This window comes from Pseudomonas sp. A-R-19 (genome assembly GCF_019956575.1).
In the GTDB taxonomy this organism is placed as follows: Bacteria; Pseudomonadota; Gammaproteobacteria; order Pseudomonadales; family Pseudomonadaceae; genus Aquipseudomonas.
The window spans coordinates 21,765-46,812 of sequence record NZ_JAHBDR010000064.1 but is presented as its reverse complement, the minus strand read 5'-3'; the positions used below and the strand labels follow the sequence as shown (position 1 = coordinate 46,812).

The 25,048-nt window shown below is 60.4% G+C and carries 26 protein-coding genes, 2 pseudogenes and 1 riboswitch; of the genes and pseudogenes, 19 read left to right on the top strand and 9 right to left on the bottom strand.

Annotated features, from left to right (window positions below; genetic code table 11):
* Nucleotides 1-131 precede the first annotated feature (131 nt).
* A pseudogene (locus tag KGA88_RS18575) lies at nt 132-239 on the bottom strand (outer membrane lipoprotein carrier protein LolA); the annotation flags it as partial.
* A 30-nt stretch (nt 240-269) separates the two neighbouring features.
* Between KGA88_RS18575 and KGA88_RS18570 the strand changes: the two are divergent.
* Complete coding sequence (locus KGA88_RS18570) at nt 270-1,007, top strand: DUF599 domain-containing protein (protein ID WP_110659449.1); 738 nt, start codon at nt 270-272, stop codon at nt 1,005-1,007.
* On the top strand, nt 1,007-1,408 hold the full coding sequence (locus tag KGA88_RS18565; RefSeq protein WP_110659450.1) for an MAPEG family protein: 402 nt from the start codon (nt 1,007-1,009) through the stop codon (nt 1,406-1,408). The genes KGA88_RS18570 and KGA88_RS18565 overlap by 1 nt, the downstream gene beginning before the upstream one ends.
* 66 nt (nt 1,409-1,474) lie before the next feature.
* Here KGA88_RS18565 and KGA88_RS18560 read toward each other — a convergent pair whose 3' ends face one another.
* Nucleotides 1,475-1,738, bottom strand: a complete 264-nt coding sequence (locus KGA88_RS18560; protein WP_110659451.1) for a hypothetical protein — start codon at nt 1,736-1,738, stop codon at nt 1,475-1,477.
* A gap of 159 nt (nt 1,739-1,897) precedes the next feature.
* Here KGA88_RS18560 and KGA88_RS18555 point away from each other — a divergent pair, with 159 nt between their 5' ends.
* From KGA88_RS18555 to KGA88_RS18540, 4 genes are all read left to right on the top strand, one after another.
* Entirely contained in the window at nt 1,898-2,374 is a 477-nt protein-coding gene (locus KGA88_RS18555; protein ID WP_110659452.1) for a PaaI family thioesterase, read from the top strand.
* Entirely contained in the window at nt 2,371-2,823 is a 453-nt protein-coding gene (locus KGA88_RS18550; RefSeq protein ID WP_110659453.1) for a PaaI family thioesterase, read from the top strand. Before KGA88_RS18555 ends, KGA88_RS18550 begins: the two co-directional genes overlap by 4 nt.
* Before the next feature lie 82 nt (nt 2,824-2,905).
* A complete protein-coding gene (gene htpG, locus KGA88_RS18545) occupies nt 2,906-4,810 on the top strand; it encodes a molecular chaperone HtpG (RefSeq protein WP_223593362.1) in 1,905 nt (634 codons plus the stop codon).
* A 67-nt stretch (nt 4,811-4,877) separates the two neighbouring features.
* Nucleotides 4,878-5,606 (top strand): dienelactone hydrolase family protein, encoded by a 729-nt coding sequence (locus KGA88_RS18540; protein WP_223593359.1) that lies wholly within the window; start codon nt 4,878-4,880, stop codon nt 5,604-5,606.
* Between the two features lie 132 nt (nt 5,607-5,738).
* Here KGA88_RS18540 and KGA88_RS18535 read toward each other — a convergent pair whose 3' ends face one another.
* Together KGA88_RS18535 and KGA88_RS18530 are read right to left on the bottom strand one after the other, a co-directional pair.
* Complete coding sequence (locus KGA88_RS18535) at nt 5,739-6,599, bottom strand: pirin family protein (protein ID WP_223593357.1); 861 nt, start codon at nt 6,597-6,599, stop codon at nt 5,739-5,741.
* A gap of 62 nt (nt 6,600-6,661) precedes the next feature.
* Nucleotides 6,662-7,078, bottom strand: coding sequence for an OsmC family protein (locus KGA88_RS18530; RefSeq protein WP_110659456.1), 417 nt, complete (start codon nt 7,076-7,078; stop codon nt 6,662-6,664).
* Nucleotides 7,079-7,316: 238 nt separating this feature from the next.
* Here KGA88_RS18530 and KGA88_RS31795 point away from each other — a divergent pair.
* Both KGA88_RS31795 and KGA88_RS31790 read left to right on the top strand, forming a co-directional pair.
* Nucleotides 7,317-8,087, top strand: a pseudogene (locus KGA88_RS31795) (MCP four helix bundle domain-containing protein); the annotation flags it as partial.
* Entirely contained in the window at nt 8,079-8,942 is an 864-nt protein-coding gene (locus tag KGA88_RS31790; RefSeq protein ID WP_411740854.1) for a methyl-accepting chemotaxis protein, read from the top strand. The pseudogene KGA88_RS31795 and the gene KGA88_RS31790, both read left to right, overlap by 9 nt.
* A 53-nt stretch (nt 8,943-8,995) precedes the next feature.
* On the opposite strand, the gene KGA88_RS18520 is transcribed toward KGA88_RS31790, so the two are convergent.
* Genes KGA88_RS18520 through purM form a run of 3 tightly spaced genes read right to left on the bottom strand, consistent with a single transcriptional unit; the run spans nt 8,996 to nt 11,426 of the window.
* On the bottom strand, nt 8,996-9,709 hold the full coding sequence (locus KGA88_RS18520) for a DUF3108 domain-containing protein (RefSeq protein ID WP_110659458.1): 714 nt from the start codon (nt 9,707-9,709) through the stop codon (nt 8,996-8,998).
* 8 nt (nt 9,710-9,717) lie between these two features.
* Nucleotides 9,718-10,368 carry a phosphoribosylglycinamide formyltransferase gene (gene purN / locus KGA88_RS18515; protein WP_110659459.1) on the bottom strand — a complete coding sequence of 217 codons (651 nt, stop codon included), beginning with the start codon at nt 10,366-10,368 and terminating at the stop codon, nt 9,718-9,720.
* Nucleotides 10,368-11,426, bottom strand: a complete 1,059-nt coding sequence (purM, locus tag KGA88_RS18510) for a phosphoribosylformylglycinamidine cyclo-ligase (protein WP_053156858.1) — start codon at nt 11,424-11,426, stop codon at nt 10,368-10,370. Before purM ends, purN begins: the two co-directional genes overlap by 1 nt.
* A gap of 385 nt (nt 11,427-11,811) precedes the next feature.
* Here purM and KGA88_RS18505 point away from each other — a divergent pair, with 385 nt between their 5' ends.
* The 5 genes from KGA88_RS18505 (at nt 11,812) to KGA88_RS18485 (ending at nt 16,469) form a co-directional block, all read left to right on the top strand.
* Nucleotides 11,812-12,867, top strand: a complete 1,056-nt coding sequence (locus tag KGA88_RS18505; RefSeq protein ID WP_223593354.1) for a DUF2066 domain-containing protein — start codon at nt 11,812-11,814, stop codon at nt 12,865-12,867.
* Nucleotides 12,868-12,903: 36 nt separating this feature from the next.
* Nucleotides 12,904-13,977, top strand: a complete 1,074-nt coding sequence (locus KGA88_RS18500; protein ID WP_110662248.1) for an AI-2E family transporter — start codon at nt 12,904-12,906, stop codon at nt 13,975-13,977.
* A gap of 231 nt (nt 13,978-14,208) precedes the next feature.
* The gene (gene hda / locus KGA88_RS18495; protein WP_007984552.1) at nt 14,209-14,913 is read left to right on the top strand and encodes a DnaA regulatory inactivator Hda; all 705 of its coding nucleotides are present in this window, start codon (nt 14,209-14,211) and stop codon (nt 14,911-14,913) included.
* 221 nt (nt 14,914-15,134) lie between these two features.
* Nucleotides 15,135-15,767, top strand: a complete 633-nt coding sequence (locus KGA88_RS18490; protein ID WP_110662247.1) for a C40 family peptidase — start codon at nt 15,135-15,137, stop codon at nt 15,765-15,767.
* A gap of 165 nt (nt 15,768-15,932) precedes the next feature.
* Nucleotides 15,933-16,469 carry a C40 family peptidase gene (locus KGA88_RS18485; protein WP_110662246.1) on the top strand — a complete coding sequence of 179 codons (537 nt, stop codon included), beginning with the start codon at nt 15,933-15,935 and terminating at the stop codon, nt 16,467-16,469.
* A gap of 147 nt (nt 16,470-16,616) precedes the next feature.
* Here the strand turns inward: KGA88_RS18485 and KGA88_RS18480 are convergent, their stop codons facing one another.
* Complete coding sequence (locus tag KGA88_RS18480) at nt 16,617-17,930, bottom strand: PQQ-dependent sugar dehydrogenase (protein ID WP_223593352.1); 1,314 nt, start codon at nt 17,928-17,930, stop codon at nt 16,617-16,619.
* Nucleotides 17,931-17,996: 66 nt separating this feature from the next.
* The gene (locus KGA88_RS18475; RefSeq protein ID WP_110661989.1) at nt 17,997-18,581 is read right to left on the bottom strand and encodes a hypothetical protein; all 585 of its coding nucleotides are present in this window, start codon (nt 18,579-18,581) and stop codon (nt 17,997-17,999) included.
* Between the two features lie 153 nt (nt 18,582-18,734).
* Nucleotides 18,735-18,969, top strand: a riboswitch (cobalamin riboswitch).
* Nucleotides 18,970-19,050: 81 nt separating this feature from the next.
* Here KGA88_RS18475 and cobO point away from each other — a divergent pair.
* Genes cobO through KGA88_RS18445 form a run of 6 tightly spaced genes read left to right on the top strand, consistent with a single transcriptional unit; the run spans nt 19,051 to nt 25,026 of the window.
* Nucleotides 19,051-19,662 carry a cob(I)yrinic acid a,c-diamide adenosyltransferase gene (cobO, locus tag KGA88_RS18470; protein ID WP_008049722.1) on the top strand — a complete coding sequence of 204 codons (612 nt, stop codon included), beginning with the start codon at nt 19,051-19,053 and terminating at the stop codon, nt 19,660-19,662.
* Nucleotides 19,659-21,041, top strand: a complete 1,383-nt coding sequence (locus tag KGA88_RS18465) for a cobyrinate a,c-diamide synthase (protein WP_110661988.1) — start codon at nt 19,659-19,661, stop codon at nt 21,039-21,041. The genes cobO and KGA88_RS18465 overlap by 4 nt, the downstream gene beginning before the upstream one ends.
* Complete coding sequence (bluB, locus tag KGA88_RS18460; protein WP_223593350.1) at nt 21,038-21,688, top strand: 5,6-dimethylbenzimidazole synthase; 651 nt, start codon at nt 21,038-21,040, stop codon at nt 21,686-21,688. The genes KGA88_RS18465 and bluB overlap by 4 nt, the downstream gene beginning before the upstream one ends.
* Entirely contained in the window at nt 21,685-22,593 is a 909-nt protein-coding gene (cbiB, locus tag KGA88_RS18455) for an adenosylcobinamide-phosphate synthase CbiB (RefSeq protein WP_110661464.1), read from the top strand. Before bluB ends, cbiB begins: the two co-directional genes overlap by 4 nt.
* Entirely contained in the window at nt 22,586-23,578 is a 993-nt protein-coding gene (gene cobD / locus KGA88_RS18450) for a threonine-phosphate decarboxylase CobD (protein ID WP_223593347.1), read from the top strand. The genes cbiB and cobD overlap by 8 nt, the downstream gene beginning before the upstream one ends.
* Nucleotides 23,575-25,026, top strand: coding sequence for a cobyric acid synthase (locus KGA88_RS18445; RefSeq protein ID WP_223593345.1), 1,452 nt, complete (start codon nt 23,575-23,577; stop codon nt 25,024-25,026). Before cobD ends, KGA88_RS18445 begins: the two co-directional genes overlap by 4 nt.
* The last annotated feature ends 22 nt before the right edge of the window (nt 25,027-25,048 follow it).

Here is a 25,048-nt window from a genome sequence, read left to right as displayed (position 1 = left end):
TCGACCTGCCATAAGCGGGTCGGACAAGCAGAAACAGAAATGCCCCGTATCAATCGATACGGGGCATTTTTTTATGGGGTGGTGCGGTGTCTTTTCTTCTGCGCTAACGTCGAAAGACTGCGCAATCCCCTTGTAGGAGCGAGCTTGCTCGCGAAGAACTTGAGAGCACCGCGTTTATCCAGAAATCGCGCGCCATGGTTCACGGCCTTCGCGAGCAAGCTCGCTCCTACAGGATTCATGTACTCCGCAAATACATCACAAGGACCTGCATGTCGTTCATCCAAGCCAACCTGATCCACATTCTTGCCGCTATCTGGTTCGTCATCTGCTGGGGCGGGTACACCCGCTATGCCACCTGGAAAGGCCGTGACACTGCGTGCCTGGCCAGCGTTCTGCACCTTTACCGCGAAGACTGGATGCGCCGCATGCTGTTGCGCGACAACCGCATCGCCGATGCCAGCGTGATCGGCAATCTGGAACGCAATGCCTCGTTCTTCGCCTCCAGTACATTGATTATCCTGGCCGGTATTCTCACGGTGCTCGGGGCGTCGGAGCGGGCGGTATCGTTGCTGGCGGATATCCCGATGGTGCAACAGGCCTCCCAGGGCATGTCGGAAATCAAGTTGCTGTGCCTGGCGCTGGTGTTTGTCTATGCGTTCTTCACGTTCAGCTGGTGCATGCGCCAGTACAACTTTGCGGCGGTATTGGTGGGTTCGGCGCCAATGGTCGGTGAGCGTCTTGTGTCCGAGCAAGAGCGCAAGGCGTTTGCTGCCCGCGCAGCCCGTGTCATCTCCATGGCCGCCAACCAGTTCAACTTCGGGCTGCGTTCCTATTACTTCGGCATGACCATGCTGGCCTGGTTTGTCAGCCCATGGTTATTCATGTTGATGAGTGCCGGCGTGGTGTTCGTGTTGTACCGCCGCGAGTTTCATTCCGACGTTCTCGACGTGATGGTCTATACCCCTACAGAGGCGCCATTGCCGGAGTCGATCAAAGAGGCTGCTTGATGAGTATTCCATTCTGGTGCGTGTTTATCAGTGCGGTGTTGATTTACCTGGCACGGATGCCCGTGACTACCGCCATGAAAGAGTTGGGCGGCTACGATAACCACTTGCCGCGCCAACAGCAGACGCAACTCACGGGCCTGGGTGCCCGGGCTCTGGCGGCGCATCAGAATAGTTTCGAAGCATTCATCCTGTTTGCGGTGGGTGTGTTGATGGCGCACACCACGCAGACGGCCGGTTGGCTCATCGATTTGCTCGCGATCATCTTTGTGATCTCGCGGATCATTTATCTGTTGTGTTACTGGAAAGACTTGACCTGGCAACGCAGCCTGGTTTGGCTGGTGGGATTTATCTGTTCGCTGTTGCTGATGATTAGTCCGACTTTTAGAACGATTTTGCTCTAACCGTTTTTTAAGGACAAAAGAAAACCCGCACTTGGCGGGTTTTCTTTTGCCACTCTAAAAACCGTATTAGTTCTTAGGTGCTTCCGGAGCAGTTGGAGCGGCCGGTGCGGCCTCTTTTGCCGCTTCCGCGTTCGATTCAGCCTGATCTTTGGCGGCTTCGGCGTTTTCTTTCGCGGCGTCGTTCACTTTATCCTGAGCTTTGCTCATGTCTTGCTGAGCTTGCTCAGCATGTTTGGCAGCATCTTGAGCTTTGTCCTCGGATTTTTTATCGCAGGCAGCGAGACCGAGGGAAGCGGTCAACATCAAGGCAATAGCTAAAGTCTTACGCATGGGGTGTTTCTCCTGATGAAAAGCATCTACTGGCCTTAAGAACCCACGCATCAGGGTTAAGTTCCTTAATTCTTTCAGATATATAAGTTTTATTCTAATGCGGAACTTTTACCCGATCCGCCAACGTACGGTATGGGTATAAACAAGAGTGTTTATCAAATGGCTGAAAACCCCATTTTTGAGCGTGCGACGCGCTTTCTGTCGGCGCTGCGACATTGTCAGGTACTTGGACTAAGCGTTCACAGCGCCAGCAGCGAAGGGCTGACGGTCGTGCTGCCGTATAGCCCGCAGATCGTCGGCAATCCCGAAACCGGCGTGATTCATGGCGGGGCGCTGACCTCGCTGATGGACACCGCCTGTGGCATGGCGACGCTCTGCGTACTCCCTGAGTTTGAAGTCTGCCCGACCCTCGACCTGCGCATCGACTACATGCACGCCGCCGAGCCACATAAGGATGTCTATGGTTTTGCCCAGTGCTATCGGGTCACCACCGACGTGATTTTTGCCCGAGGCTTCGCCTATCAGGACGACCCCGGGCAACCCATTGCCCATGTCATGGGCACTTTCATGCGCATGGGCAAGGGCATCAAAGGCACCAAGGGCTTTGGTGGGGTGGTAGCCGGAGGGGCGCAATGAGCGAGTCTTTGAAGGACCAACTGCAAAAGGCCCACGAGCAGGGCGATTACGCCTCGCTGCTGGATTTGATTCCCTATGCCCGGCTGATCGGCGTCGAATGTTCACGGGTGGGAGATGAGTTGCTGTTCAAGCTGCCAGCGAACAAGGACAACATTGGAAACCCTTTGTTACCGGCTATTCATGGCGGTGTGATCGCCGGTTTCATGGAATTGGCCGCCGCGTTGCACCTGTTGGTGTTTACCGGGTCGCCCGGGGTGCCGAAGATTATCGACTTCTCTCTGGACTACCTGCGTGCCGGGCAGTTTCGCGATACCTGGGCCCGATGCCAGGTCTGGCGCCAGGGTCGCCGGGTCGCCAACGTGGCGATTACCGCCTGGCAAAGCACCGAAGCCGAGCCCATTGCCACTGCCCGTGCCCATTTCAAACTCGAAGAGCCCTTGAAATCCTGAACTCAGCCCCAAACTCAGATGACAACCCGCCGCCGACCGCTCAAGGTCACGGCCAATGCCATCTGATTGGAGTTTGATGACCATGAGTGTGGAAACTCAAAAGGAAACCCTGGGCTTCCAGACCGAGGTGAAGCAACTGCTGCACCTCATGATCCATTCGCTGTATTCCAACAAGGAAATTTTCCTTCGCGAATTGATCTCGAACGCCTCTGACGCTGTCGACAAGTTACGTTTCGAAGCCCTGGCCAAGCCAGAGCTGCTGGAAGGTGGCGCCGAACTGAAAATCCGCGTGAGCTTCGACAAGGACGCTAAAACCGTCACCCTCGAAGACAACGGTATCGGCATGAGCCGCGAAGACGCGATCACCCACCTGGGTACCATCGCCAAGTCCGGCACCGCCGATTTCATGAAACACCTGAGCGGCGACCAGAAGAAAGACTCGCACCTGATTGGCCAGTTCGGTGTCGGTTTCTACTCCGCGTTCATCGTCGCCGATAAAGTCGACGTGTACAGCCGTCGTGCCGGCGCCTCAGCCAGCGAAGGCGTGCACTGGTCGTCCAAGGGCGAAGGTGATTTCGAAGTTGCGACCGTCGACAAGGCCGACCGCGGCACTCGCATCGTCCTGCACCTGAAATCCGGCGAAGACGAATTTGCCGATGGCTGGCGCCTGCGTAACATCATCAAGAAGTACTCCGACCACATCGCCTTGCCGATCGAGTTGCCGAAAGAAGTGGCAGCCGCTGAAGGCGAAGAGCAACCGGCCGTTGAATGGGAAACCGTCAATCGCGCCAGCGCTTTGTGGACCCGTCCGCGTACCGAGATCAAGGACGAGGAATACCAGGAGTTCTACAAGCACATCGCCCACGATTTCGACAACCCGCTGAGCTGGAGCCACAACAAGGTCGAAGGCAAGCTCGAATACAGCTCGCTGCTGTACGTGCCGACCCGCGCTCCGTTCGACCTGTACCAGCGTGAAGCGCCGAAAGGCCTGAAGCTGTACGTACAGCGTGTGTTCGTCATGGATCAGGCCGAGTCCTTCCTGCCGCTGTACCTGCGCTTCATCAAAGGCGTGGTCGACTCCAATGACCTGTCGCTGAACGTGTCGCGGGAAATCCTGCAGAAAGACCCGATCATCGACTCGATGAAATCGGCGCTGACCAAGCGCGTTCTGGACATGCTGGAAAAACTGGCAAAGAACGAGCCAGAGCAATATAAGGGCTTCTGGAAAAACTTCGGTCAGGTCATGAAAGAAGGCCCGGCAGAAGATTTCGCCAACAAGGAAAAAATCGCCGGTCTGCTGCGTTTCGCATCGACCAACGGCGACGATGGCGAGCAGGTTGTCGGCCTGACCGAGTACCTGGCGCGTGCCAAGGAAGGTCAGGACAAGATCTACTACCTGACTGGCGAAACCTACGCCCAAGTCAAAAACAGCCCGCACCTGGAAGTCTTCCGCAAGAAAGGCATCGAAGTGCTGCTGCTGACCGACCGCATCGACGAGTGGCTGATGAGCTACCTTAGCGATTTCGACGGCAAGAGCTTCGTCGACGTGGCGCGCGGTGACCTGGACCTGGGCAACCTGGACTCGGAAGAGGACAAGAAAGCCGCGGAAGAAGTCGCCAAGGCCAAAGAAGGTCTGGTCGAGCGTCTGAAGGCCGCGCTGGGCGAATCCGTTGCGGAAGTCCGGGTGTCCCATCGCCTGACCGATTCCCCGGCGATCCTGGCCATCGGCGAGCAGGACCTTGGCTTGCAGATGCGCCAGATCCTGGAAGCCAGCGGTCAGAAGGTTCCTGATTCGAAGCCGATCTTCGAATTCAACCCGGCTCACCCGCTGATCGAGAAGCTCGACAACGAGCAGAGCGACGAGCGCTTCGGCGACCTGTCGCACATCCTCTTCGATCAGGCGGCCCTGGCGGCCGGTGACAGCTTGAAAGACCCGGCGGCCTATGTGCGCCGTCTGAACAAGCTGTTGGTCGAGTTGTCGGCTTAACTGTGTTGTAGAAAAACCCGCTTCGGCGGGTTTTTTCATTCTGGTGTTTAAAAATCAGGAGTCAGAAATGAGCCAAATCACTGTACGTTCCGTTGCCTATCAGATTGATGGCCAGGCTTACGAAAGCCGTCTGGCCTTCGACGCCGACCATAAAGGCCCGCGTCCGGGTTTGTTGATGGCGCCGAACTGGATGGGCGTCAGCGCCGGTGCCGAGGAGATCGCCAAGTCCGTGGCAGCCAAAGGCTATGTGGTGCTGATCGCGGACCTTTATGGTCAAGTGGTTCGCCCGACGAACAATGACGAGGCGGGCGCGGCAATGATGCCGTTGAAGAATGACCGTGCGTTGCTGCGCAAGCGCATGCAGGTGGCATTCGAGCAGTTGCAGGGTCAGGGCGAGGCGGCAGTGGATACGTCGAAGCTGGCGACCTACGGTTTCTGCTTCGGCGGTTGCTGTGCCCTGGAGTTCGCCCGTACCGGCGCGCCAGTGAAGGCCGCGGTGTCGTTCCACGGCACGCTGGATACGCCGAACCCGGCTGATGCGAAAAACATCAAGGGTAAGGTGCTGGTACTGCACGGCGCTTCCGATCCACTGGTGCCGAAGGAGCAGTTGCCAGCGTTCGAGGATGAAATGAACGCGGCCGGTGTCGACTGGCAATTGCTGAGTTACGGCGGTGCGTTCCACTCGTTCACCGACCCGCATGCGAATGTGCCGGGGATGATGATGTACGACGCCAAGGTCGCTGCCCGGGCGTTCACTTCGATGCATAACCTGCTGGATGAAGTGTTCAAGGGTTGATCTGGTGTCAGGCATCGACTTTGCCGGTGCCTGAGCCGGCCTCTTCGCGAGCAAGCCCGCTCCCACATTTGATCGCGTTCCAATGTGAGAGCGGGCTTGCTCGCGAAGGCGGTTCCATAGGCAACCAAAACCTCAGGGCAATTCGATCCTCTCAACTTCCCCCGGCACCGTCGGCCAATCCCCGGCCGCCCAGCGCCGGCGTGCTTCATCAATCGCCGCCGGATCGCTCGCGACAAAATTCCAGTTGATCCGCCGTGGTCCGTCCAGCGCAGCGCCGCCAAACAGCACGGCGTGACTGTCGCTTTCAGCAAACAGAGTCATTTCTTCCCCGGCAGGCAGCACCACCAGCGAATGCGGCTGAAGCGGCTCGCCATCCAGTTGCACGTCACCGCTCAACACATACAGCGCCCGTTCTTCATGCTCGGTGGGGATGAGTAATGTCGTCGCCGTTTGCAGGTGCAGTTCCGCGTACAGCGTAGGAGACAGCACCGGCACTGGTGATTCCAGGCAAAAGCCTGACCCGGCGATCATGCGAATCTTCACCCCCAGGTTTTCGCTGACCGGCAAGGTGGCCGCTGGATGGTGGCTGTAATGCCCGGGACCTTGTTCTTTGTCCTTGGGCGATGCCAGCCAGATCTGCAAGCCGTGCATCGTGAAACCGCTTTCTTTCAGGGCCGCGGGCGTGCGTTCGACGTGGGCGATGGCGCTGCCGGCCGTCATCCAGCTGACATCGCCAGTCCCGACCACTTGATCGGAGCCGAGGCTGTCCTTGTGCTGGATTTGCCCCTGGAACAGGTAGGTGAGGGTGGACAGGCCAATGTGTGGATGCTGGCGAATGTTCATACCCTTGCCCGGTGGGTAACGGGTTTCCAGCATGTGGTCGAAAAACACGAATGGCCCGACACTGCGGCACTTGGCGGATGGCAATGGGCGCAGAATCGGTTGGCCTTCGACATCTTCGGTGCGGGGGCGGATCACGAGCGGAGTGTTCATGGTGCGTTCCAGGCTGAGCGGGAGATGCGTTCGAGCATAACCCGCCTTTTCAGCCCGTGCCGCTATTGGCTGAACGGTCCTTCGGACAAATGCGTTTCGATGCTGACTTCAGACGTGGTCATCAGCTTGTGGATCGGGCAACGATCGGCCACGCGGTGCAGTTCTTCGCGCTGGGCGTCGGTGAGTACGCCCTTGAGGGTCAGTTTGACGTGAAGCACGTACTGGCCTTTCTGCTCCAGGCTGTTGTCGCGCTTGACCTCGACGCCGACTCCGGTCAACGGGATGTCTTTCTTCCTCGCATACATTTTCAGGGTCAGGGCTTTGCAGGCACCCAGCGCGGCATCGAAATAATCGTGAGGCTCCGGCGCCGAGCCTTCACCGCCGGCCGTGACGGGCGCGTCGGCGAAGAGTTCATGGTCATCGATTTGGACGCTGTGGCGCAAACCTTCGGCGGAGACAGTGTTGACGGTAACGGTCATGGCAAACCTCGCAAGCAACAGGACATTAATTCGATCAAAAAAAGACCTTGAAGGTATAGAGCATGGTGCCGGATGTGCGTTCCGGTTTTCTTGTACGGGTGGGACTTTTCGCTGAATCGTTACCGTAGCAGTGATGGTGTTTTGATATCACTTTTTCGTCTTACGCAAATTTTCAACAGTCCGATACCGTCTAAAGAACCAGCTGCCTGACGCAGCGCTTTTGGAAGGAACCAGGGGAATGAGTATCAGAAGTCTCAATATTGCGCCGCGCGCGAGTCTCGGTTTTGGCCTGTTGGCGTTGATGGTTTTTGCCCTGGGGGCGTTCGCCCTGCTGCAAATGTCGAACATGCGGGCGCAGTCCGATCAGGTCGATGACAACTGGCTGCCCAGTGTGATGGCGGTCGGGGATATGAGCCAGGACATGCTGCGGCTGCGGGCATTGACCATGCGTCTGCTGATCAATCGCGAGTCGCAGGCGCAGGCGCAGAACGTCAACAAGATCAACGAACTCAAAAGTGTTCTCGAAGAGGCCCAGCAACGCTACGACAAGCTGATCGTGCTGCCGCAGGAGCGTCTATTGTTCGACCGGTTCAAGGCTGCCGAGGGCAAGTATCTGCAGTTTCAGACTCAGGTGATGGCCCAGGCGACCCAGGGACGGGTGGAAGAGGCTGCAGCCATCCTCAACGGTGAGATGAATCCGTTGGCTGATGAAATCACGGTCACCCTCAGGGAGCTGGTGGAACTCAACAGGCACAACGCCAATCTGGCAACCGACGCGGGACGCCTGGTGTTCAACCAGTCGCGGATCTGGGTCGGGGTGATGATCGGTGTGACCGCGCTGATCACCATTGGCCTGGCACTGCTGCTGACCCGCAGCATCGTATTGCCGCTGTCGCAGTCGTTGAAAGTGGCCGAGGTGGTAGCAGGCGGCGACCTCACGGCAGCGATCAGCATTTGCGGCAAGGATGAACCTGCGCGGCTACTGCACGCGCTCAAGAGCATGCAACAGAGTTTGCGTGAAACCATCCGGCGTATATCCGATTCCTCCAATCAATTGGCCTCGGCTTCGGAGGAACTCAGCTGCGTCACGGAAGACGCCACTCGCGGTTTGCATCAGCAGAGCCTGGAGATCGAGCAGGCGGCCACGGCGGTCAACCAGATGACCGCTGCCGTGGAGGAGGTGGCGAGCAATGCCGCGGCAACGTCGCAAGCATCGCGTGAGTCCGACCGCATTGCCCGGCACGGTCGCGAACAGGTGCACCAAACGGTGCTGTCGATCGAGTCGCTGGCTGAAGACGTCACCACCAACGTCACTCAGGTCGAAGACCTGGCGCAGAAGGTGTACGGCATCACTACCGTGCTGGACGTGATTCGTGCGATTGCCGAGCAGACCAACTTGCTGGCCTTGAACGCGGCAATCGAAGCCGCGCGAGCCGGGGAAGCCGGGCGCGGGTTTGCGGTGGTGGCCGATGAGGTGCGGGCCCTGGCGCATCGCACCCAGCAATCGACCCGGGAAATCGAGCAGATGATTACCGGTATCCAGCAGGGAACCGATCTGGCTGTCAGCTCGATGCAGCAGAGCAACACCCGGGCGCGTTCAACGCTGGAGGTTGCGAAAGCGGCGGGCGTTGCCCTGGAAGATATCGCCTCGGCATTCACCGTGATCAATGAACGCAACATCGTGATTGCCAGTGCGTCGGAGGAGCAGGCGGCGGTGGCGCGGGAAGTGGACCGCAACTTGATGAACATCCGTGACCTGGCGCAACAGAGCTCGGCCGGAGCCAGCCAGACCAGCGCGGCGAGTCAGGAGTTGTCGCGCCTGGCGGTAGACCTGAATACCCTGGTGGCGCGGTTTTCGATCTGAATGACAGGTGAAAAAAAGCCCCGCGATGGCGGGGCTTTTTGTGTCGATCCGGATCAGCTGCCTTTGACAGCCTTACCGTTGACCGTGCCGTCCAGGAGCATGATGTTGTACTCCTTGCCGTCGTTTTCGACCTGTTGCAGGCGGACCAGCAGGTAATCCCAGTCCTTGGCGAACCACATCACGGTGATGCGTTTGCTTTGCGTTGGGTCGCGCACGCGCTCAACCTTGATCGCATCGATCTGGCCAGCCTTGGTGTCGACTTTTTCCGAACCCAATACGCGGAAGTCATAAGTGTCGACTTCGCCGCCGTCGACCACTTGATAGCTCATGGTCTTCTTGCCAGCGGCGACATCGTGTTGCAGCGCCAACTGGTAGGTGGATTTGTCGACCATGCCACGGTTGAGGGGGAGCTTGACGGCGTCACCGCGATCAGTGCCGGTGATCATCTTGGTGTTCCAGTCGAAATCCAGGTCCGATTTCTTCGCCTTGCCCAAGCCGCCACGTTCAAAGTGGTAGGACTCTGGAAGCAGCGTGTCCTTGTCCAGGGTCAGGGTGCTTTCCTCGGACAGGCTGGCGATCATCATCGACGCCTTGAAACTCAGTTTCCATTTACCGTCGCTGGTTTTTTCCAGGCTGCGCTCGGCGGTGCCGCTCATGGGCAGCTGTTTCCAGTCGGCGGTGTAGCTGGCGGAGAAGGGTTGAAGGTCTGCCGCCTGGGCGAAGGGCAAGGCGAGCAGAGCGCAAGCGAAGAGCAGGGCGCGACGCATAAAATCTCCTAGTTTCGAATCAAGTGGCCGCTGGCCGCGAGTATCTGTCCATCCAGTAAAGCACCTTGCTCGCCGAGGGCTAGACGACCTTCGGCAAACCAGCGTACGGCCAACGGGTAGATCAGGTGTTCCTGAACATGGACCCGCTGCGCCAGACTCTGCGGCGAATCCTGTAACTCTACCGGTATTACAGCCTGTACGACCAGTGGTCCGCCATCGAGTTCCTCGGTGACGAAATGCACGGAGCAGCCGTGCTCGGTGTCGCCGGCCTCCAGCGCGCGCTGATGAGTGTGTAACCCTTTGTATTTGGGTAGCAGCGAGGGATGGATATTGAGCAGGCGACCCTGGTAGTGGCGTACGAAGCCAGCGCTGAGAATGCGCATGAATCCGGCCAGTACCACGAGTTTGGGGTTGAAGGCGTCGATCAGTTCGATCAGCGCGGCGTCGAAGGCCTCGCGACCTTCGAAAGCCTTGTGATCCAGGGTGCGGGTGTCGATACCCGCGTCCCTGGCGCGTTGCAGGCCGTAGGCGTCGGCGCGGTTGGAAATCACCGCGGCGATGCGGACCGGGCTGTCGCCGGTCCGCGTGCTGTCGATCAGGGCCTGCAAGTTACTGCCGGTGCCGGACAACAGCACCACCACATCACAGGTCTGAGACATCAATGAGCCTTGAGGTTCTTCAGTTCAACCTGAGCCGCGCCTTCGGCAGCGGTGGAGATCTGGCCGATGACCCAAGGCTGCTCGCCGGCTTCACGCAGTACATTCAGCGCGGTTTCAACGTGCTCTTGAGCGACGCAGATGACCATGCCGACGCCGCAGTTCAGCACGCGGTGCATTTCGTTTTCGTCGACGTTGCCTTTCTCTTGCAGCCAGTCGAACACGGCAGGACGGGTCCAGCTCGCGACGTCAACCACGGCTTGTGCGCCTTTTGGCAGAACGCGCGGGATGTTGTCCAGCAGGCCGCCACCGGTGATGTGGGCCATGGCTTTGACAGCGCCGGTTTCCTTGATCAGCTTGAGCAGCGGCTTCACGTAGATGCGGGTCGGGGCCATCAGCAGGTCGGTCAGCGGCTTGCCGTCGAGCTGGGTGTTTTCGATGTCCGCGCCGGACACTTCGATGATCTTGCGGATCAGCGAGTAGCCGTTGGAGTGCGGGCCGGAAGACGGCAAGGCGAGCAGGGCATCGCCGGCAGCAACCTTGGAACCGTCGATGATTTCGGATTTTTCCACGACGCCGACGCAGAAGCCGGCCAGGTCGTAGTCTTCGCCTTCGTACATGCCTGGCATTTCAGCGGTTTCGCCGCCAACCAGGGAGCAACCCGACAGTTCGCAGCCAGCGCCGATGCCGGTCACGACCTGGGTCGCGGTTTCGACGTTGAGTTTGCCGGTAGCGTAGTAGTCGAGGAAGAACAGCGGCTCGGCGCCGCACACCACCAGGTCGTTGACGCACATGGCAACCAGGTCGATGCCGATGCTGTCGTGCTTGTTCAGGTTCAGTGCCAGGCGCAGCTTGGTGCCGACGCCGTCAGTACCGGAAACCAGCACAGGCTGCTTGTAGCCGGCCGGGATTTCGCAGAGGGCGCCGAAACCGCCCAGGCCGCCCATGACTTCCGGGCGCGCAGTGCGCTTGGCGACGCTCTTGATGCGTTCGACCAATGCTTCACCGGCGTCGATGTCTACACCGGCGTCCTTGTAGCTCAGGGAGGGTTGCTTGCTCATGATCCAGGCCTTTAGGGGGGATTCAGGGGTAACGACCGAGTTCAGCGGGGCCGCCGAAATCGACGAAGGCGATTGCCTCACGCGAATTTCGAGGGTGCCCGGCTGTTGCCGGTCTGCGAAGGCGCGCGATTTTATCAGGCTTGAGCCGCAGCGGCCATCCTCAGGCCGACAGCAGGGCCATATCTGCTCAAAAAAAACCGTTGAGGCGCGGTGTTGGTGGCATCCTGCATGGCTGTATAAGGTATCGCGATTAACCGTCTATCGTTATGACAGTGCGAAAACTTACCCGGGACGTGTGAATGTTTTGCGTCGGGCAATGGTCACAGCCTTGCTCGATCGTCTTCATGCGGTCTGTTCCAGCCGCTCTTGTCGTCAGGAATCTTCCATGCGTTTTTGTAAATTCTTGCTTGTGAGTTGTTTGTCCGTGGTCAGCCTGGTCAGTCATGCCGAAACCGTCAAAGGCCTTTATCAGGTGCGCGAGCCGGTGAATGGCCAGTCGCCCGAGGAACGCGATCAGGCGACCCAGCGTGCGTTGGATACCTTGGTGTTGCGCCTGACCGGTGATCCCAAGGCCGCTCAAAGTCCGGGGCTGGCAGCGATTCGCAAAGATCCGCAACAGATCATCAGCCAATATGGCTTTGAAGCCGGGCCGCCGGAAGTCCTTAAAGTCGATTTCGATCCTGGCACCACCGAGCAGGCCATGCGCCGCGCCGGCCTGGCCTTGTGGGGGGCGAATCGGCCGTCGATCCTCGGCTGGTGGCTGAACGATTCCACCGAGGGATCCAGCCTGATCGGCGACGGCCAGGCCAGCGCGGTGCCGCTGCGGCGGGCTGCTCAACACCGTGGCTTGCCATTGCGCTTGCCATTGGCGGACCTGAACGAGCAGATCGTCGCGACTGCGCCGAATCTGGAGGGTGCAGATCCGGCGCCATTGCATGCGGCCTCGGAGCGGTACAACGCCGATGCTCTGCTTGCGGTACACGCCAAGGAAGAGGGTGGCCAATGGCAAGCCAAGTGGCAATTGTGGCTGGGGGATAAAAAAGAGACCGGCAGTGTGCAGGGCGCCGATCAGGCTGCCGTGGCCGATGCGGTGATGCTGGCGGTCAACGAGACCCTGGCGCCGCGGTTCGTCGCCAAGCCTGGTGCTTCGAGTGCGCAGTTGCTGGAAGTGCAAGGCATGAATCTTGAGCACTATGCGTCCCTTGGGCGCTTGCTGGAACCCTTTGGCGGGCGCGTGCAAAGTGTCGACGGCGACCGGATCGTCTATCGGGTCAATGGCAGCGTCGACCAGCTACGTGCACAACTGTCGCTGGCGAGGTTGCAGGAAACGCCAGCAGGTCAGGCACCGGCTCCGGCAGCGCCGGTTCAGCCCGCCGCCGGTGGTGCTGCCGTAGCAGCCCCGGTGCCAGCCCCGACACCGCAGTTGCGTTTTCGCTGGTAGTTTTTCTTTCTTTATATAGAAGCAATGGAGTGGTTCATGGCCGATACGCGGCGTTGGTTCTGGCTCGGTGGGGTGGTCCTGCTTTGTGTGTTTGTCTGGTTGTTGCATCCGATCCTGACACCGTTTCTGGTGGCGCTGCTGTTGGCCTACCTGTTCGACCCGCTGGTGGATCGACTGGAGAAGGCGGGTTTGTCTCGAACCTGGGGTGTAGTGGCGGTGTTTACCCTGTTTACCTTGATCTTCACCGCGCTGCTGTTGGTGTTGGTGCCGCTGCTCGCCAGGCAGCTGTTTCGTTTGTATGAGCTGGCCCCGCAGATGCTCGACTGGATACAGCACACGGCGTTGCCCTGGGCGCAATCGAAGTTCGGCCTGTCGGACGGTTTCTGGAAGTTCGACAAGCTGAAGGCCGCCATCAGCGAGCACATGAGTCAGACCACCGATGTCGTCGGCGTGGTGCTGAGCCATGCCACTGCCTCGGGCCTGGCGTTGATCGGCTGGCTGGCGAATCTGGTGTTGATTCCGGTGGTGAGCTTCTACTTGCTGCGCGATTGGGACCTGATGATGGCCAAGATCCGCGGCCTGCTGCCCCGTGAGCGTGAAGAGCGTGCGGTGTCGCTGGCGGGTGAGTGCCATGAAGTGCTCGGGGCGTTCGTTCGCGGGCAGTTGCTGGTGATGGTGGCCTTGGGCGTGATCTACGCGGCAGGGCTGATGCTGGTCGGGCTGGAGCTGGGTTTGTTGATTGGCCTGATTGCCGGTCTGGCGGCGATCGTGCCGTACATGGGGTTTATCATTGGCATTGGCGCGGCGCTGGTTGCGGGCCTGTTCCAGTTCGGCGGCGATCTTTACCCGATGCTCGGGATTGTCGCGGTGTTCATGGTCGGCCAGGCGCTGGAGGGTATGGTGCTGACGCCGTTGCTGGTCGGTGACCGGATTGGCCTGCACCCGGTGGCGGTGATTTTCTCGATTCTGGCCGGTGGTGAGCTGTTTGGCTTTACCGGTGTGCTACTGGCATTGCCGGTCGCGGCGGTGATCATGGTGCTGGTGCGTCATGTGCATGATTTGTATAAGGATTCTGAAATCTACGGCGGAGTCGACGAACCGGAGCTGTAAGGGGCGTCGATGGGCGGTCGCGGGTTGCCCGGGTTCGAGCCGGGTCAGCCTGCCTGCATCGCGCAACTGTCACATGCACCGCCAAAGAATCTGTCATAAAACCGGTGCAATAACGCAAACCTTTGATTTTGCTTGTGGTCTGTCGCATTGTGCCGACCCGGCTCACGGGTATAAACTTCGCAAACTTTACACAGAGGCCACTAACGGTTCCTTTGGAACTGTTCAGTCAGCATGAAACCGATTCAGCTGCCCCTAGGTGTGCGTCTGCGTGACGACGCCACCTTTATCAACTACTACCCAGGCGCCAATGCCGCTGCACTCGGCTATGTCGAGCGGCTGTGCGAAGCCGACGCCGGGTGGACCGAAAGCCTGATCTACCTCTGGGGCAAGGACGGAGTAGGGCGCACGCACCTGTTGCAGGCAGCCTGCTTGCGCTTCGAACAACTGGGGGAGCCGGCGGTCTATCTGCCGTTGGCCGAGTTGCTCGATCGCGGTATCGAAATCCTCGACAACCTGGAACAGTACGAACTGGTCTGCCTGGATGATTTGCAAGTGGTTGCCGGGCGAGCGGACTGGGAAGAGGCGTTGTTCCATCTGTTCAATCGCTTGCGCGACAGCGGTCGACGGTTGCTGATTGCCGCGTCGACATCCCCGCGCGAGCTGCCGGTGAAGCTGGCGGATCTCAAGTCGCGCCTGACCCTGGCCTTGATCTTCCAGATGCGTCCGTTGTCCGACGAGGACAAATTGCGTGCCCTGCAATTGCGCGCATCCCGTCGCGGCCTGCATCTGACCGATGAAGTCGGGCATTTCATTTTGACGCGCGGTACCCGCAGCATGAGTGCGCTTTTCGAGCTGCTCGAGCGTCTCGACCAGGCCTCCCTCCAGGCTCAGCGTAAGCTGACGATCCCGTTTTTGAAAGAAACCCTCGGCTGGTAAGCCCGCTGAAACCGGGGCTTTCAGCGTTTTTGGCATATTTCAGGCGCCAGAAATCGCGCTTTCCTGCAAGGTTGCAGGCCGCGTGCACGTTTAAAATGGGCTTAAGCGCTTAGATGTAAACGGGAAACCAAGAAGTCACAAAAAGATTGATTGAATTTGCAAATGAGGTCGATAGCGGGCATAGTCTCGACTTCTTTACAACTTCAGCCACGGTCGTGCCCATGCTAAATCGCTTCGCACCCCTCGTGCCTCTCGCACTCGTCACCCTGCTGTTCGGTTGCGCTGCCCACACTCCAGTGGCCCAGCAAGCTCCGCAACCGCAGGTTCAACAATCGGCTACTGCCCAGTCTTCCGCTCTCTTCCAGGAAGAGCTGGCTACCGAAAAAGAACTCGCAGACTTCGCTGGCGGCAAGTCCTACCAGCTTCCGGTTCTGGCCGACAGCATCCTCGAACGTGGCATGTCCCTGATCGGTACCCGTTACCGTTTCGGCGGTACTTCTGAAGCCGGCTTCGATTGCAGTGGTTTCATCGGCTACCTGTTCCGCGAAGAAGCGGGCATGAACCTGCCACGCTCCACCCGCGAAATGATCAACGTGGACGCTCCATTGGTCTCGCGCAGCAAGCTCGAGCCGGGTGACCTGCTGTTCTTCGCAACCAACGGCCGTCGCGGTCGCGTCAGTCATGCCGGGATCTACCTGGGTGACAACCAGTTCATCCACTCCAGCAGCCGCCGCAGCGGTGGTGTGCGGATCGATAGCCTGGGCGACAGCTACTGGAACAAGACCTTCATCGAAGCCAAGCGCGCCCTGGCAATGGCACCTAACGCGTCGCCAATCGTCACTGCTCGCAAATAAGCGCACAGTTTGTAAGGCAAACTTAAAGTCTTACTTGAAGTTTGCCATATAAGCGCTAGAATCCTGATGTATGAATGATGGCAAACCGCCTGCGTCCCGCGCAGGCGGTTTTCTTTTCTGCACTCCCGGCAGAAAAAGCCGCAGCCAGATCAGGATGCTCTGCTTATGACGACGTCGGCCCGCCTCGCAATCATGTTCTTCGCAGCGCTGCTCAGTGCCTGCGCCAGCCGCACACCGCCTCCTGCGCCGGTGGTTCGCGCTCCCATCGTATTCGGCTCCCCGCAAGCTTTTTCGCCCGAGGCGGAAGACGTGCTGTTTCGCGCGCTCGGCCTGGTGGGCACGCCTTATCGCTGGGGTGGCAACACGCCGGATTCCGGCTTTGATTGCAGCGGCCTGATCGCCTACGTGTACCGCGATGTCGCTGGCATTGCCTTGCCGCGCACCACTCGCGAGATGATCTCCATGCAGGCGGCGAATGTGGGCAAGGAAGGCCTGCAAACCGGTGACCTGCTTTTCTTCGCCACCAATGGCGGTTCCCAGGTCAGTCATGCCGGTATCTACGTGGGAGAAGGGCGCTTCGTCCACGCACCGGCCACTGGCGGCACCGTGAAGCTCGACAGTCTGTCCAAGACCTATTGGCAAAAAGCCTATCTGAGCGCCAAGCGTGTTCTGCAGCCTGAGCATCTGGCGCGCAATCCGTAAGGTCCGCAGTTGATGGTCATGAGCTGAACCCTGTGGGAGCGGGCTTGCTCGCGAAGGCGTCGTGTCAGTCGCTATTAATGTTGGCTGGCAAACCGCATTCGCGAGCAAGTCCGCTCCCACATTGGGTGTAGGTTGGCAGTTGGAAATTTACTTGACTGCCGACACCCGCCATACCTTGTTCCCCACATCATCGGCCACCAACAGATCACCCTGCTGGTCGATCACCACGCCCACCGGCCGGCCCATGGCTTGTTCCTTGTCGTTGAGGAAACCGGTGAGCACTTCAACCGGTTTACCCGAAGGTTTGCCGGCGCTGAACGGTACGAAAATCACTTTGTAGCCACTGTGGGGCTTGCGGTTCCACGAGCCGTGCTGACCGATGAATGCCCCTTGGGTGAACGGTGCCGGCAGCTTGCTGTTGTCGGCAAAGGTCAGGCCCAGTGATGCGGTATGCGGGCCGACGGCGTAGTCCGGAGCGATAGCCTTGGCCACCAGATCCGGGTTTTGTGGCTCGACGCGAATATCGACATGCTGGCCGTAGTAACTGAAGGGCCAGCCATAGAAACCGCCATCCTTGACCGAGGTGATGTAGTCCGGCACCAGGTCGCTACCGATTTCATCCCGTTCATTGACGGCAGTCCACAGCGCGCCCGTGTGGGATTCCCAGGCCATGCCGTTGGGGTTGCGCAGGCCGGAGGCGAAGATCCGGTGCTGGCCGGTGGCGCGGTCCACTTCCCAGATCGCGGCGCGACCTTCTTCCTTGTCCATGCCGTTTTCGGCGACGTTACTGTTGGAGCCCACGGTGACGTAGAGCTTGCTGCCGTCCTTGCTGGCGATGACGTTTTTGGTCCAGTGGTGGTTAAGCGGGCCACCCGGCAGGTCGATCACCTTGATTGGCGGTGACTTGATCTGCGTATCGCCACTTTCATAGTGAAAGCGCAGCAGGCTGTCAGTGTCGGCCACATACAGGTCGTTGCCGACCAGCGTCATGCCGAAGGGCGAGTTGAGGTTTTGCACAAACACCGTGCGGGTTTCTGCGATGCCATCGTGGTCCTTGTCCCGTAGCAACGTGATGCGGTTCGGGCTGGGCACGGTAGATCCGGCACGCCCCATGACTTTCTTCATCACCCAGCCGCGAATGCCTTTGCCGTCTTCGGGTTTGGGGGGCGCGCTGGTTTCCGCCACCAGTACGTCGCCATTGGGCAGCACATAAAGCCAGCGCGGGTGGTCCAGGTCTTCGGCAAATGCGGCCACTTGAGTGCCCGCGGCAGCGACGGGTTTCGCACCCTGCGGCCAGCCGATGGCCGGGGCGATGTTCAGGGTCGGGATCAGGGTTTTGTTGGGGGTCGGTAGTTGGGGTGACGGACCGGTGCCATCGGAGACTTGCAGTGTGGAGGTCTCGCCACAAGCGGTGAGCCCTCCGCAGAGTGCGATAACGAGAACGAGCGGGATCTTGCGCATGCTGATGTTCCCTATGAATGCCTTGTTCTAATCATAGAGAAGCGTTGACGTGCGATGGTTCAACCCTCAACCGCGAGCCTCCTTGAACAGCACGGCAATACCGGGGTGATAGTTACCGGCTTCGTTGCGCAACTTGCGATAGGCGTAGGGGAAATACCAGGCGACCGCGCAGGTGTGTTCCTTTTGCAGGTCGTCGACCATGTCCTGGAGTTCTTCCGGCGTGGCGCCTTGCTGGGCTTTTTGCGGGGCGACGAACAGGCAGCCGAGTTTCAGGTCGCTGGCATGGCTCACGCGCTTCGCATCGCTGGCGATGTCGAGCAGGGCCTGGGTCAGGTTGAGGCTGTTGACGCGTGGCCAGCGCTGGCTGGTCTGGAGATAAGCACGGGTTTCGGCCGAGGCGAGGAGCAGGTCGGCGCGACTGTTGCGTTCGCCTTCTTCGGTCTGTTTGCGAGTGGGCGTCTGTTGCAGTGTGACCATGTCGGCCATCCAGGCGGCGGCAGACAGCAGGCCGAGATTGGCTTTTTCGTCGTGCCAGTACGGTGTGTCGCCATCGCCGCGGACGGCGTTATAGCGGTCGATGCATTCGAACCAGCGTTCGAGCACCGGGCGCAGGAATTCCAGCTTTGGATTGCTGATGATCATGCCTTGCATGGGCTCACCCTTGTTATTGTGTTGTGGGGTTATGGCTCTTTGATATCATCGCTGAGGGCGTGACACAAGATTGACGTCGGTTTATTGATTGAGGACAGTTATTCGGCCACTCGCCTCCCGGCTTTAATTGACGCTCCATCCCCAACCCTCTAACCTTCGCGGCTTGTTTCAGGTGCTCTGTGACTTGGGTCGACAGAGTGAAACAGGGAAGCCGGTGAGTGAGTTCTTCTGTTGGTCGAAGACCCGCGATTCCGGCGCTGCCCCCGCAACGGTAAATGAGTGAAAACTGTGTGTGATGCCACTGTGTCGATTCGATGCGGGAAGGCGCACAGTCTGGCCCCTCGGCCACTCATGAGCCCGGAGACCGGCCTGATTCATCCAGCGGCATCACGGTGGGCGATGCCAGGCTTGTTGCCTTCTATTCTTGTGCCTGCCCGCCGTTATTCCTGCCTCAACGGAGAGCTCCCCCATGACTGATACCCCCGATCGTGACGAACGCCACCTGGCGCGCATGCAGCGCAAAAAAGCGGTGATCGACGAGCGCATCGCCAATTCCCCGAACGAGTGTGGCCTGCTACTGGTGCTGACCGGCAACGGCAAGGGCAAGAGCAGTTCAGCCTTCGGCATGCTCGCCCGCGCCATGGGGCACGGCATGCAATGCGGCGTGGTGCAGTTCATCAAGGGCCGCAACAGCACGGGCGAAGAGTTGTTCTTCCGGCGCTTTCCCGAGCAGGTGCGTTTTCATGTGATGGGCGAAGGCTTTACCTGGGAAACCCAGGACCGCCAGCGCGACATCGCCGCCGCCGAAGCCGCCTGGGCGGTGTCCCGGGAACTGCTGCGCGACCCGTCCATCGGTCTGGTGGTGCTGGATGAGCTGAACATCGCCCTCAAGCACGGCTACCTCGATCTCGATCAGGTACTCAGCGACTTGCAGGCCCGGCCGCCGATGCAACATGTGGTGGTCACCGGGCGTGCCGCCAAGCCGGAAATGATCGAGATGGCTGACACCGTCACCGAAATGGGTGTGATCAAACACGCCTTCCAGGCCGGGATCAAAGCGCAGAAAGGCGTCGAATTGTGAGTCAGCCTCGGCACTGTCCGGCGGTACTGATTGCCGCGCCGGCTTCCGGCCAGGGCAAGACCACCGTCACCGCGGCGCTGGCCCGATTGCATCGCAATCAGGGACGCAAGGTTCGCGTGTTCAAGTGCGGCCCCGACTTTCTCGATCCGATGATCCTCGAACGCGCCAGCGGTGCGCCGGTGTATCAGTTGGACATGTGGATGGTCGGCGAGCAGGAGAGTCGCCGGTTGCTATGGGAAGCCGCCGCTGAAGCCGATCTGATCCTGATCGAAGGCGTCATGGGGCTGTTCGACGGTACGCCGTCGAGCGCTGATCTGGCGCGGCATTTCGGTGTGCCGGTGTTGGGTGTGATCGATGGCACGGCCATGGCCCAGACCTTTGGCGCACTCGCCTTGGGGCTGGCGCGTTATCAGCCGGACTTGCCGTTCGCCGGGGTGTTGGCCAATCGTGTCGGCACGCTGCGCCACGCGCAACTGCTCGAAGGCAGCCTGACCGAAGGTTTGCGCTGGTACGGCGCGCTGTCCCGGGAAACCGGGATCGAATTGCCGAGCCGCCACCTTGGCCTGGTGCAGGCCAGTGAGTTGAACGATCTCGACCTGCGCCTCGATGCGGCAGCCGATGCCTTGGCCAGCAGTTGCGAGGTCGCGTTGCCGCCGGCAGTCGAGTTCGCCGCCCCGGATGTCATCGTTGCCGAACCGTTGCTGGCCGGTGTGCGCATTGCCGTGGCCCGTGATGAAGCCTTTGCGTTCACCTACGGCGCGAGCCTGGATTTGCTGCGGGCGATGGGCGCCGAGTTGTCGTTCTTCTCGCCTATTCGCGATCGTGCGTTGCCGGAGGCGGACAGCCTGTATCTGCCGGGTGGTTACCCGGAACTGCACCATGTCGCGCTGGCGCAAAACACCGCGATGCTCGACGCGATCCGCGCCCACCACCAGGCAGGCAAACCCTTGCTCGCCGAGTGTGGCGGCATGCTGTATCTGCTCGATTCCCTGACCGATGTCGAGGGCACGCGCGCCGAACTGGTGGGCTTGCTGGCCGGTGACGCGGTCATGCAAAAACGTCTGGCGGCGCTGGCATTGCAAGCGGTGGAATTGCCGGAAGGTTCGCTGCGCGGGCACACCTATCACCATTCGCTGACAACCACTGGGCTGGAACCGATTGCCCGGGGCTTGAGCCCGAATGGCGGGCGCGGAGCGGAGGCGGTTTACCGTGAAGGGCGCATGACTGCCTCTTATGTGCACTTTTATTTTCCGTCCAATCCCTCGGCGATTGCCGCGCTGTTTGCGCCGCACCTTGAGGCCGCCTTCGCTGGCAAGCCAGCGCCTACGAAGGATCACCTAAACCCTGTGGGAGCGGGCTTGCTCGCGAAGAGGCCATGAGCGACAACGCATTCTCTGAAGCCGAACGCCAAGCGGTCTACCGCGTCATCGCCGAACGCCGCGACATGCGCCACTTCAGCGGCGGCACGGTCGAACCCGAGTTGCTGCGGCGCCTGCTCGAGGCCGCGCATCAGGCGCCCAGTGTCGGCCTGATGCAGCCCTGGCGCTTCATCCGCATCAGTGATCGCGCCTTGCGCGGGCAAATCCAGGCCCTGGTGGAAGAAGAGCGCATCCGCACCGCCGAAGCCCTCGGCGAGCGCAGCGATGAGTTCATGAAGCTCAAGGTCGAAGGCATCAACGATTGCGCCGAGGTACTGGTCGCCGCACTGATGGACGACCGTGAACAGCATATCTTCGGTCGCCGCACCTTGCCGGAAATGGACATGGCCTCGCTGTCCTGTGCGATCCAGAACCTGTGGCTGGCATCGCGCGCCGAAGGGTTGGGCATGGGCTGGGTGTCGCTGTTCGAGCCGCAAGCCCTGGCCGATCTGTTGAGGTTGCCAGCAGGCGCAAAACCGCTCGCGGTGCTGTGCCTGGGGCCGGTCAAGGAGTTTTATCCGGCGCCGATGCTGGTGCTTGAAGGCTGGGCGCAGGCGCGTCCGCTACATGAATTGCTGTACGAAAATTATTGGGGAGTGAGTCAATGAGTGTGGCGTTGTTGAGTGTCGCCGCGGTTGCGCTGGATGCGCTGCTGGGTGAGCCCAAACGCTGGCATCCGCTGGTGGCGTTCGGCCGATTTGCCGACCGCATCGAGCAACGTTTCAACGGCGGCGGTCGCGGCTGGCGCAGCCATGGCGTCACCGCGTGGGTGATCGCCGTGTTGCCGCTGGTGCTGTTGGCCACGGCATTCTCCTGGGCACCTTACGTCGGCTGGATCGTCGAGATTCTCGCGCTCTATTGCGCCCTCGGCATGCGCAGCCTCGGTGAACACGTCACGCCTGTGGCCCAGGCTTTGCGCGGCGATGATCTTGATGAGGCACGCAAACGCGTGAGTTATCTGGTCAGCCGTAAAACCAGTGATCTGGATAAAACCGAAGTCGCCCGTGCCGCCACCGAGTCGGTGCTGGAAAATGGCAGCGACGCGGTGTTCGCCGCATTGTTCTGGTTTGCCGTGGCCGGTGTGCCGGGCGTGGTTCTTTACCGCCTGAGCAACACGCTGGATGCGATGTGGGGTTATCGCAACGAGCGCTTCGAGCGGTTCGGCTGGGCGGCGGCGAAGATCGACGACGTACTCAATTACGTCCCCGCGCGCCTGGTGGCACTGACTTACGCGCTGCTGGGCAAAACCCGGCTGGCGCTGAAATGCTGGCGCACCCAGGGGCCGACCTGGGACAGTCCGAACGCCGGCCCGGTGATGGCGGCAGGGGCCGGTGCCCTGGGCGTCGAGTTGGGCGGGGCGGCGATTTATCACGGCGAATTGCATCAGCGTCCGCAGTTGGGCGAAGGCGTGCCGGCGGATGCCGACGCCATTGAGCGGGGCTGGCAACTGGTGCAGCGCGGGGTATGGTTATGGCTGCTGATTCTCTGCATAGGGGCCGAATTTTATGCTTGAGCACGGTGGACGATTGCGCAAGGCAGCGCTCGAATACGGCATAGAGGAGGCCGACTGGCTGGACCTGTCGACGGGCCTTGCGCCCTGGCCGTTCCCGGTGCCGGATATTCCGCTGCGGGCCTGGGCTCGTTTGCCGGAGGCGGACGATGGTCTGGAACAGGCCGCCTGTGATTACTACGGCACCTTGCAGGCATTGCCGGTGGCCGGCTCGCAAATGGCGATCCAGCTGCTGCCGCGATTGCGTCGGGCGGGCAAGGTGGGTGTGCTGTCGCCGTGTTACGCCGAGCACGCCGAAGCGTGGCGTCGCAACGGCTACATCGTGCGTGAAGTGCTGGAGCACGAAGTCGATTTCTTTGTCGACAGTCTCGACGTGCTGGTGGTGGTCAATCCGAATAATCCCACGGGCCTGAGCCTGACGCCCGCTCGCCTGCTCGACTGGCACGCGCGACTGGCCCAGCGCGGTGGCTGGCTGGTGGTGGACGAAGCGTTCATGGATAACACGCCGCAACTGAGCCTGGCGCCGTTTGCCCATCAAGTCGGGTTGATCGTCTTGCGCTCCTTCGGCAAGTTTTTTGGCCTGGCCGGTGTGCGCCTGGGGTTTGTGCTGGCCGAGCGCAAGTTGCTCAAGTTGCTGGCAGAACAAGTCGGGCCGTGGGCTGTGAGCGGGGCAACCCGGGTCGTGGGCCAGGCCTGCTTGCGCGATACCCAGGGGCAGGCGCGGCAACGGGCACGCACCGACGAGGCCGGCGAACGCCTGGCGACGCTGCTGGAACATCACGGGTTCCAGCCCCAGGGCGGTTGTGCGCTGTTCCAGTGGCTGATCACCGAGCGCGCCGAAGAGCTGCATGAATTCATGGCCCAGCGCGGCATTCTCCTGCGGTTGTTCACGCACAACAGCAGCCTGCGCTTCGGCTTGCCCGGTGACGACAGCGCCTGGGCACGACTGGCGCAGGCATTCGAAGCTTTCGCCAAGGAAAACCAATGACCACGCTGATGGTGCAGGGCACCACATCGGATGCCGGTAAAAGCACGCTGGTGACCGCGCTGTGCCGTTGGGCCACGCGCCAGGGCGCCCGGGTGGTGCCGTTCAAGCCGCAGAACATGGCCCTCAACAGTGCGGTGACCGCCGATGGTGGCGAGATCGGCCGCGCCCAGGCGGTACAAGCCCAGGCCGCGAACCTTGAACCGCACACCGACATGAATCCGGTGTTGCTCAAGCCCAACAGTGACACCGGTGCCCAGGTGATCATCCATGGCCGCGCCGTCACCACCATGAACGCCGTTGCCTATCACGACTACAAAACCATCGCCATGCAAGCGGTGCTGGCCTCCCACGAACGCTTGAGTGCGGCGTATCCGCTGGTGATGGTCGAGGGCGCGGGCTCGCCGGCGGAAATCAATCTGCGCGCCGGCGACATCGCCAACATGGGCTTCGCCGAAGCGGTGGATTGCCCGGTGCTGCTGATCGCCGATATCAATCGCGGCGGGGTTTTCGCGCATTTGGTCGGTACACTGGAGTTGCTGTCAGCGAGCGAACAGGCACGGGTCAAAGGGTTCGTGATCAATCGTTTTCGCGGCGACATCGCGTTGCTGCAACCCGGTCTCGACTGGCTCGAAGAGCGCACCGGCAAACCGGTGATCGGCGTGCTGCCGTACGTGATGGACCTGCACCTGGAGGCCGAGGACGGCATCGATCAACGCCAGACTGTCAAAGCCGAACAGGTGCTGAAGGTGGTGGTGCCGGTGCTGCCGCGCATCAGCAATCACACCGATTTCGATCCGCTGCGCCTACATCCGCAAGTGGACCTGCAATTCATCGGCCCCGGCCACGCGATTCCACCCGCCGACCTGATCATTCTTCCCGGTTCGAAAAGTGTGCGCAGCGACCTCGCGTATCTGCGGGCCAACGGCTGGGACACCGCCATAGTCCGGCACCTGCGTTACGGCGGGAAACTGCTGGGGATCTGTGGCGGCCTGCAGATGCTCGGTGAGCAAGTGCATGACCCGCTGGGCCTCGAAGGCGCGCCGGGTTCCAGCGCCGGTTTGGGGCTGCTGGCGTTCCAGACCCAGCTCGAACAAGAGAAGCAGTTGCGCAATGTGCGTGGTCGCCTGGCGCTGGAAGATGCGCCGGTGGCGGGTTATGAGATTCACGCAGGCGTGACCACCGGGCCGGCCCTGGAAAATGCGGCCGTGCAACTGGATGACGGCCGCTGCGATGGTGCGCAAAGTGCTGACGGACAGATTTTCGGTACCTACCTGCACGGGCTGTTCGAATCGCCGGCGGCGTGCAGTGCGCTGCTGCGCTGGGCCGGGTTGCAGGATGTGCAAGCCGTGGATTACCACGCCTTGCGCGAGCGTGATATCGAGCGGCTGGCGGATCTGGTGGAGAAGCATCTGGATACCGGGCTGTTGCGGCAGCTCTGCGGGATCTGAGGTGAACACTCTGGCCTCTTCG

Excerpts from the sequence above, each read along its gene's own strand:
- KGA88_RS18485 (WP_110662246.1), top strand. The coding sequence starts at position 15,933 with ATGACGACGTCGGCCCGCCTCGCAATCATGTTCTTCGCAGCGCTGCTC.
- purM (WP_053156858.1), bottom strand. The coding sequence starts at position 11,426 with ATGAGCAAGCAACCCTCCCTGAGCTACAAGGACGCCGGTGTAGACATC.
- KGA88_RS18505 (WP_223593354.1), top strand. The coding sequence starts at position 11,812 with ATGCGTTTTTGTAAATTCTTGCTTGTGAGTTGTTTGTCCGTGGTCAGC.
- KGA88_RS18550 (WP_110659453.1), top strand. The coding sequence starts at position 2,371 with ATGAGCGAGTCTTTGAAGGACCAACTGCAAAAGGCCCACGAGCAGGGC.
- hda (WP_007984552.1), top strand. The coding sequence starts at position 14,209 with ATGAAACCGATTCAGCTGCCCCTAGGTGTGCGTCTGCGTGACGACGCC.
- KGA88_RS18530 (WP_110659456.1), bottom strand. The coding sequence starts at position 7,078 with ATGACCGTTACCGTCAACACTGTCTCCGCCGAAGGTTTGCGCCACAGC.
- cobO (WP_008049722.1), top strand. The coding sequence starts at position 19,051 with ATGACTGATACCCCCGATCGTGACGAACGCCACCTGGCGCGCATGCAG.
- purN (WP_110659459.1), bottom strand. The coding sequence starts at position 10,368 with ATGTCTCAGACCTGTGATGTGGTGGTGCTGTTGTCCGGCACCGGCAGT.
- KGA88_RS18540 (WP_223593359.1), top strand. The coding sequence starts at position 4,878 with ATGAGCCAAATCACTGTACGTTCCGTTGCCTATCAGATTGATGGCCAG.
- KGA88_RS31790 (WP_411740854.1), top strand. The coding sequence starts at position 8,079 with ATGCAACAGAGTTTGCGTGAAACCATCCGGCGTATATCCGATTCCTCC.
- KGA88_RS18535 (WP_223593357.1), bottom strand. The coding sequence starts at position 6,599 with ATGAACACTCCGCTCGTGATCCGCCCCCGCACCGAAGATGTCGAAGGC.
- KGA88_RS18500 (WP_110662248.1), top strand. The coding sequence starts at position 12,904 with ATGGCCGATACGCGGCGTTGGTTCTGGCTCGGTGGGGTGGTCCTGCTT.
- bluB (WP_223593350.1), top strand. The coding sequence starts at position 21,038 with ATGAGCGACAACGCATTCTCTGAAGCCGAACGCCAAGCGGTCTACCGC.
- cobD (WP_223593347.1), top strand. The coding sequence starts at position 22,586 with ATGCTTGAGCACGGTGGACGATTGCGCAAGGCAGCGCTCGAATACGGC.
- KGA88_RS18520 (WP_110659458.1), bottom strand. The coding sequence starts at position 9,709 with ATGCGTCGCGCCCTGCTCTTCGCTTGCGCTCTGCTCGCCTTGCCCTTC.
- KGA88_RS18560 (WP_110659451.1), bottom strand. The coding sequence starts at position 1,738 with ATGCGTAAGACTTTAGCTATTGCCTTGATGTTGACCGCTTCCCTCGGT.
- KGA88_RS18570 (WP_110659449.1), top strand. The coding sequence starts at position 270 with ATGTCGTTCATCCAAGCCAACCTGATCCACATTCTTGCCGCTATCTGG.
- KGA88_RS18445 (WP_223593345.1), top strand. The coding sequence starts at position 23,575 with ATGACCACGCTGATGGTGCAGGGCACCACATCGGATGCCGGTAAAAGC.
- KGA88_RS18475 (WP_110661989.1), bottom strand. The coding sequence starts at position 18,581 with ATGCAAGGCATGATCATCAGCAATCCAAAGCTGGAATTCCTGCGCCCG.
- KGA88_RS18555 (WP_110659452.1), top strand. The coding sequence starts at position 1,898 with ATGGCTGAAAACCCCATTTTTGAGCGTGCGACGCGCTTTCTGTCGGCG.
- KGA88_RS18490 (WP_110662247.1), top strand. The coding sequence starts at position 15,135 with ATGCTAAATCGCTTCGCACCCCTCGTGCCTCTCGCACTCGTCACCCTG.
- KGA88_RS18565 (WP_110659450.1), top strand. The coding sequence starts at position 1,007 with ATGAGTATTCCATTCTGGTGCGTGTTTATCAGTGCGGTGTTGATTTAC.
- KGA88_RS18480 (WP_223593352.1), bottom strand. The coding sequence starts at position 17,930 with ATGCGCAAGATCCCGCTCGTTCTCGTTATCGCACTCTGCGGAGGGCTC.
- cbiB (WP_110661464.1), top strand. The coding sequence starts at position 21,685 with ATGAGTGTGGCGTTGTTGAGTGTCGCCGCGGTTGCGCTGGATGCGCTG.
- htpG (WP_223593362.1), top strand. The coding sequence starts at position 2,906 with ATGAGTGTGGAAACTCAAAAGGAAACCCTGGGCTTCCAGACCGAGGTG.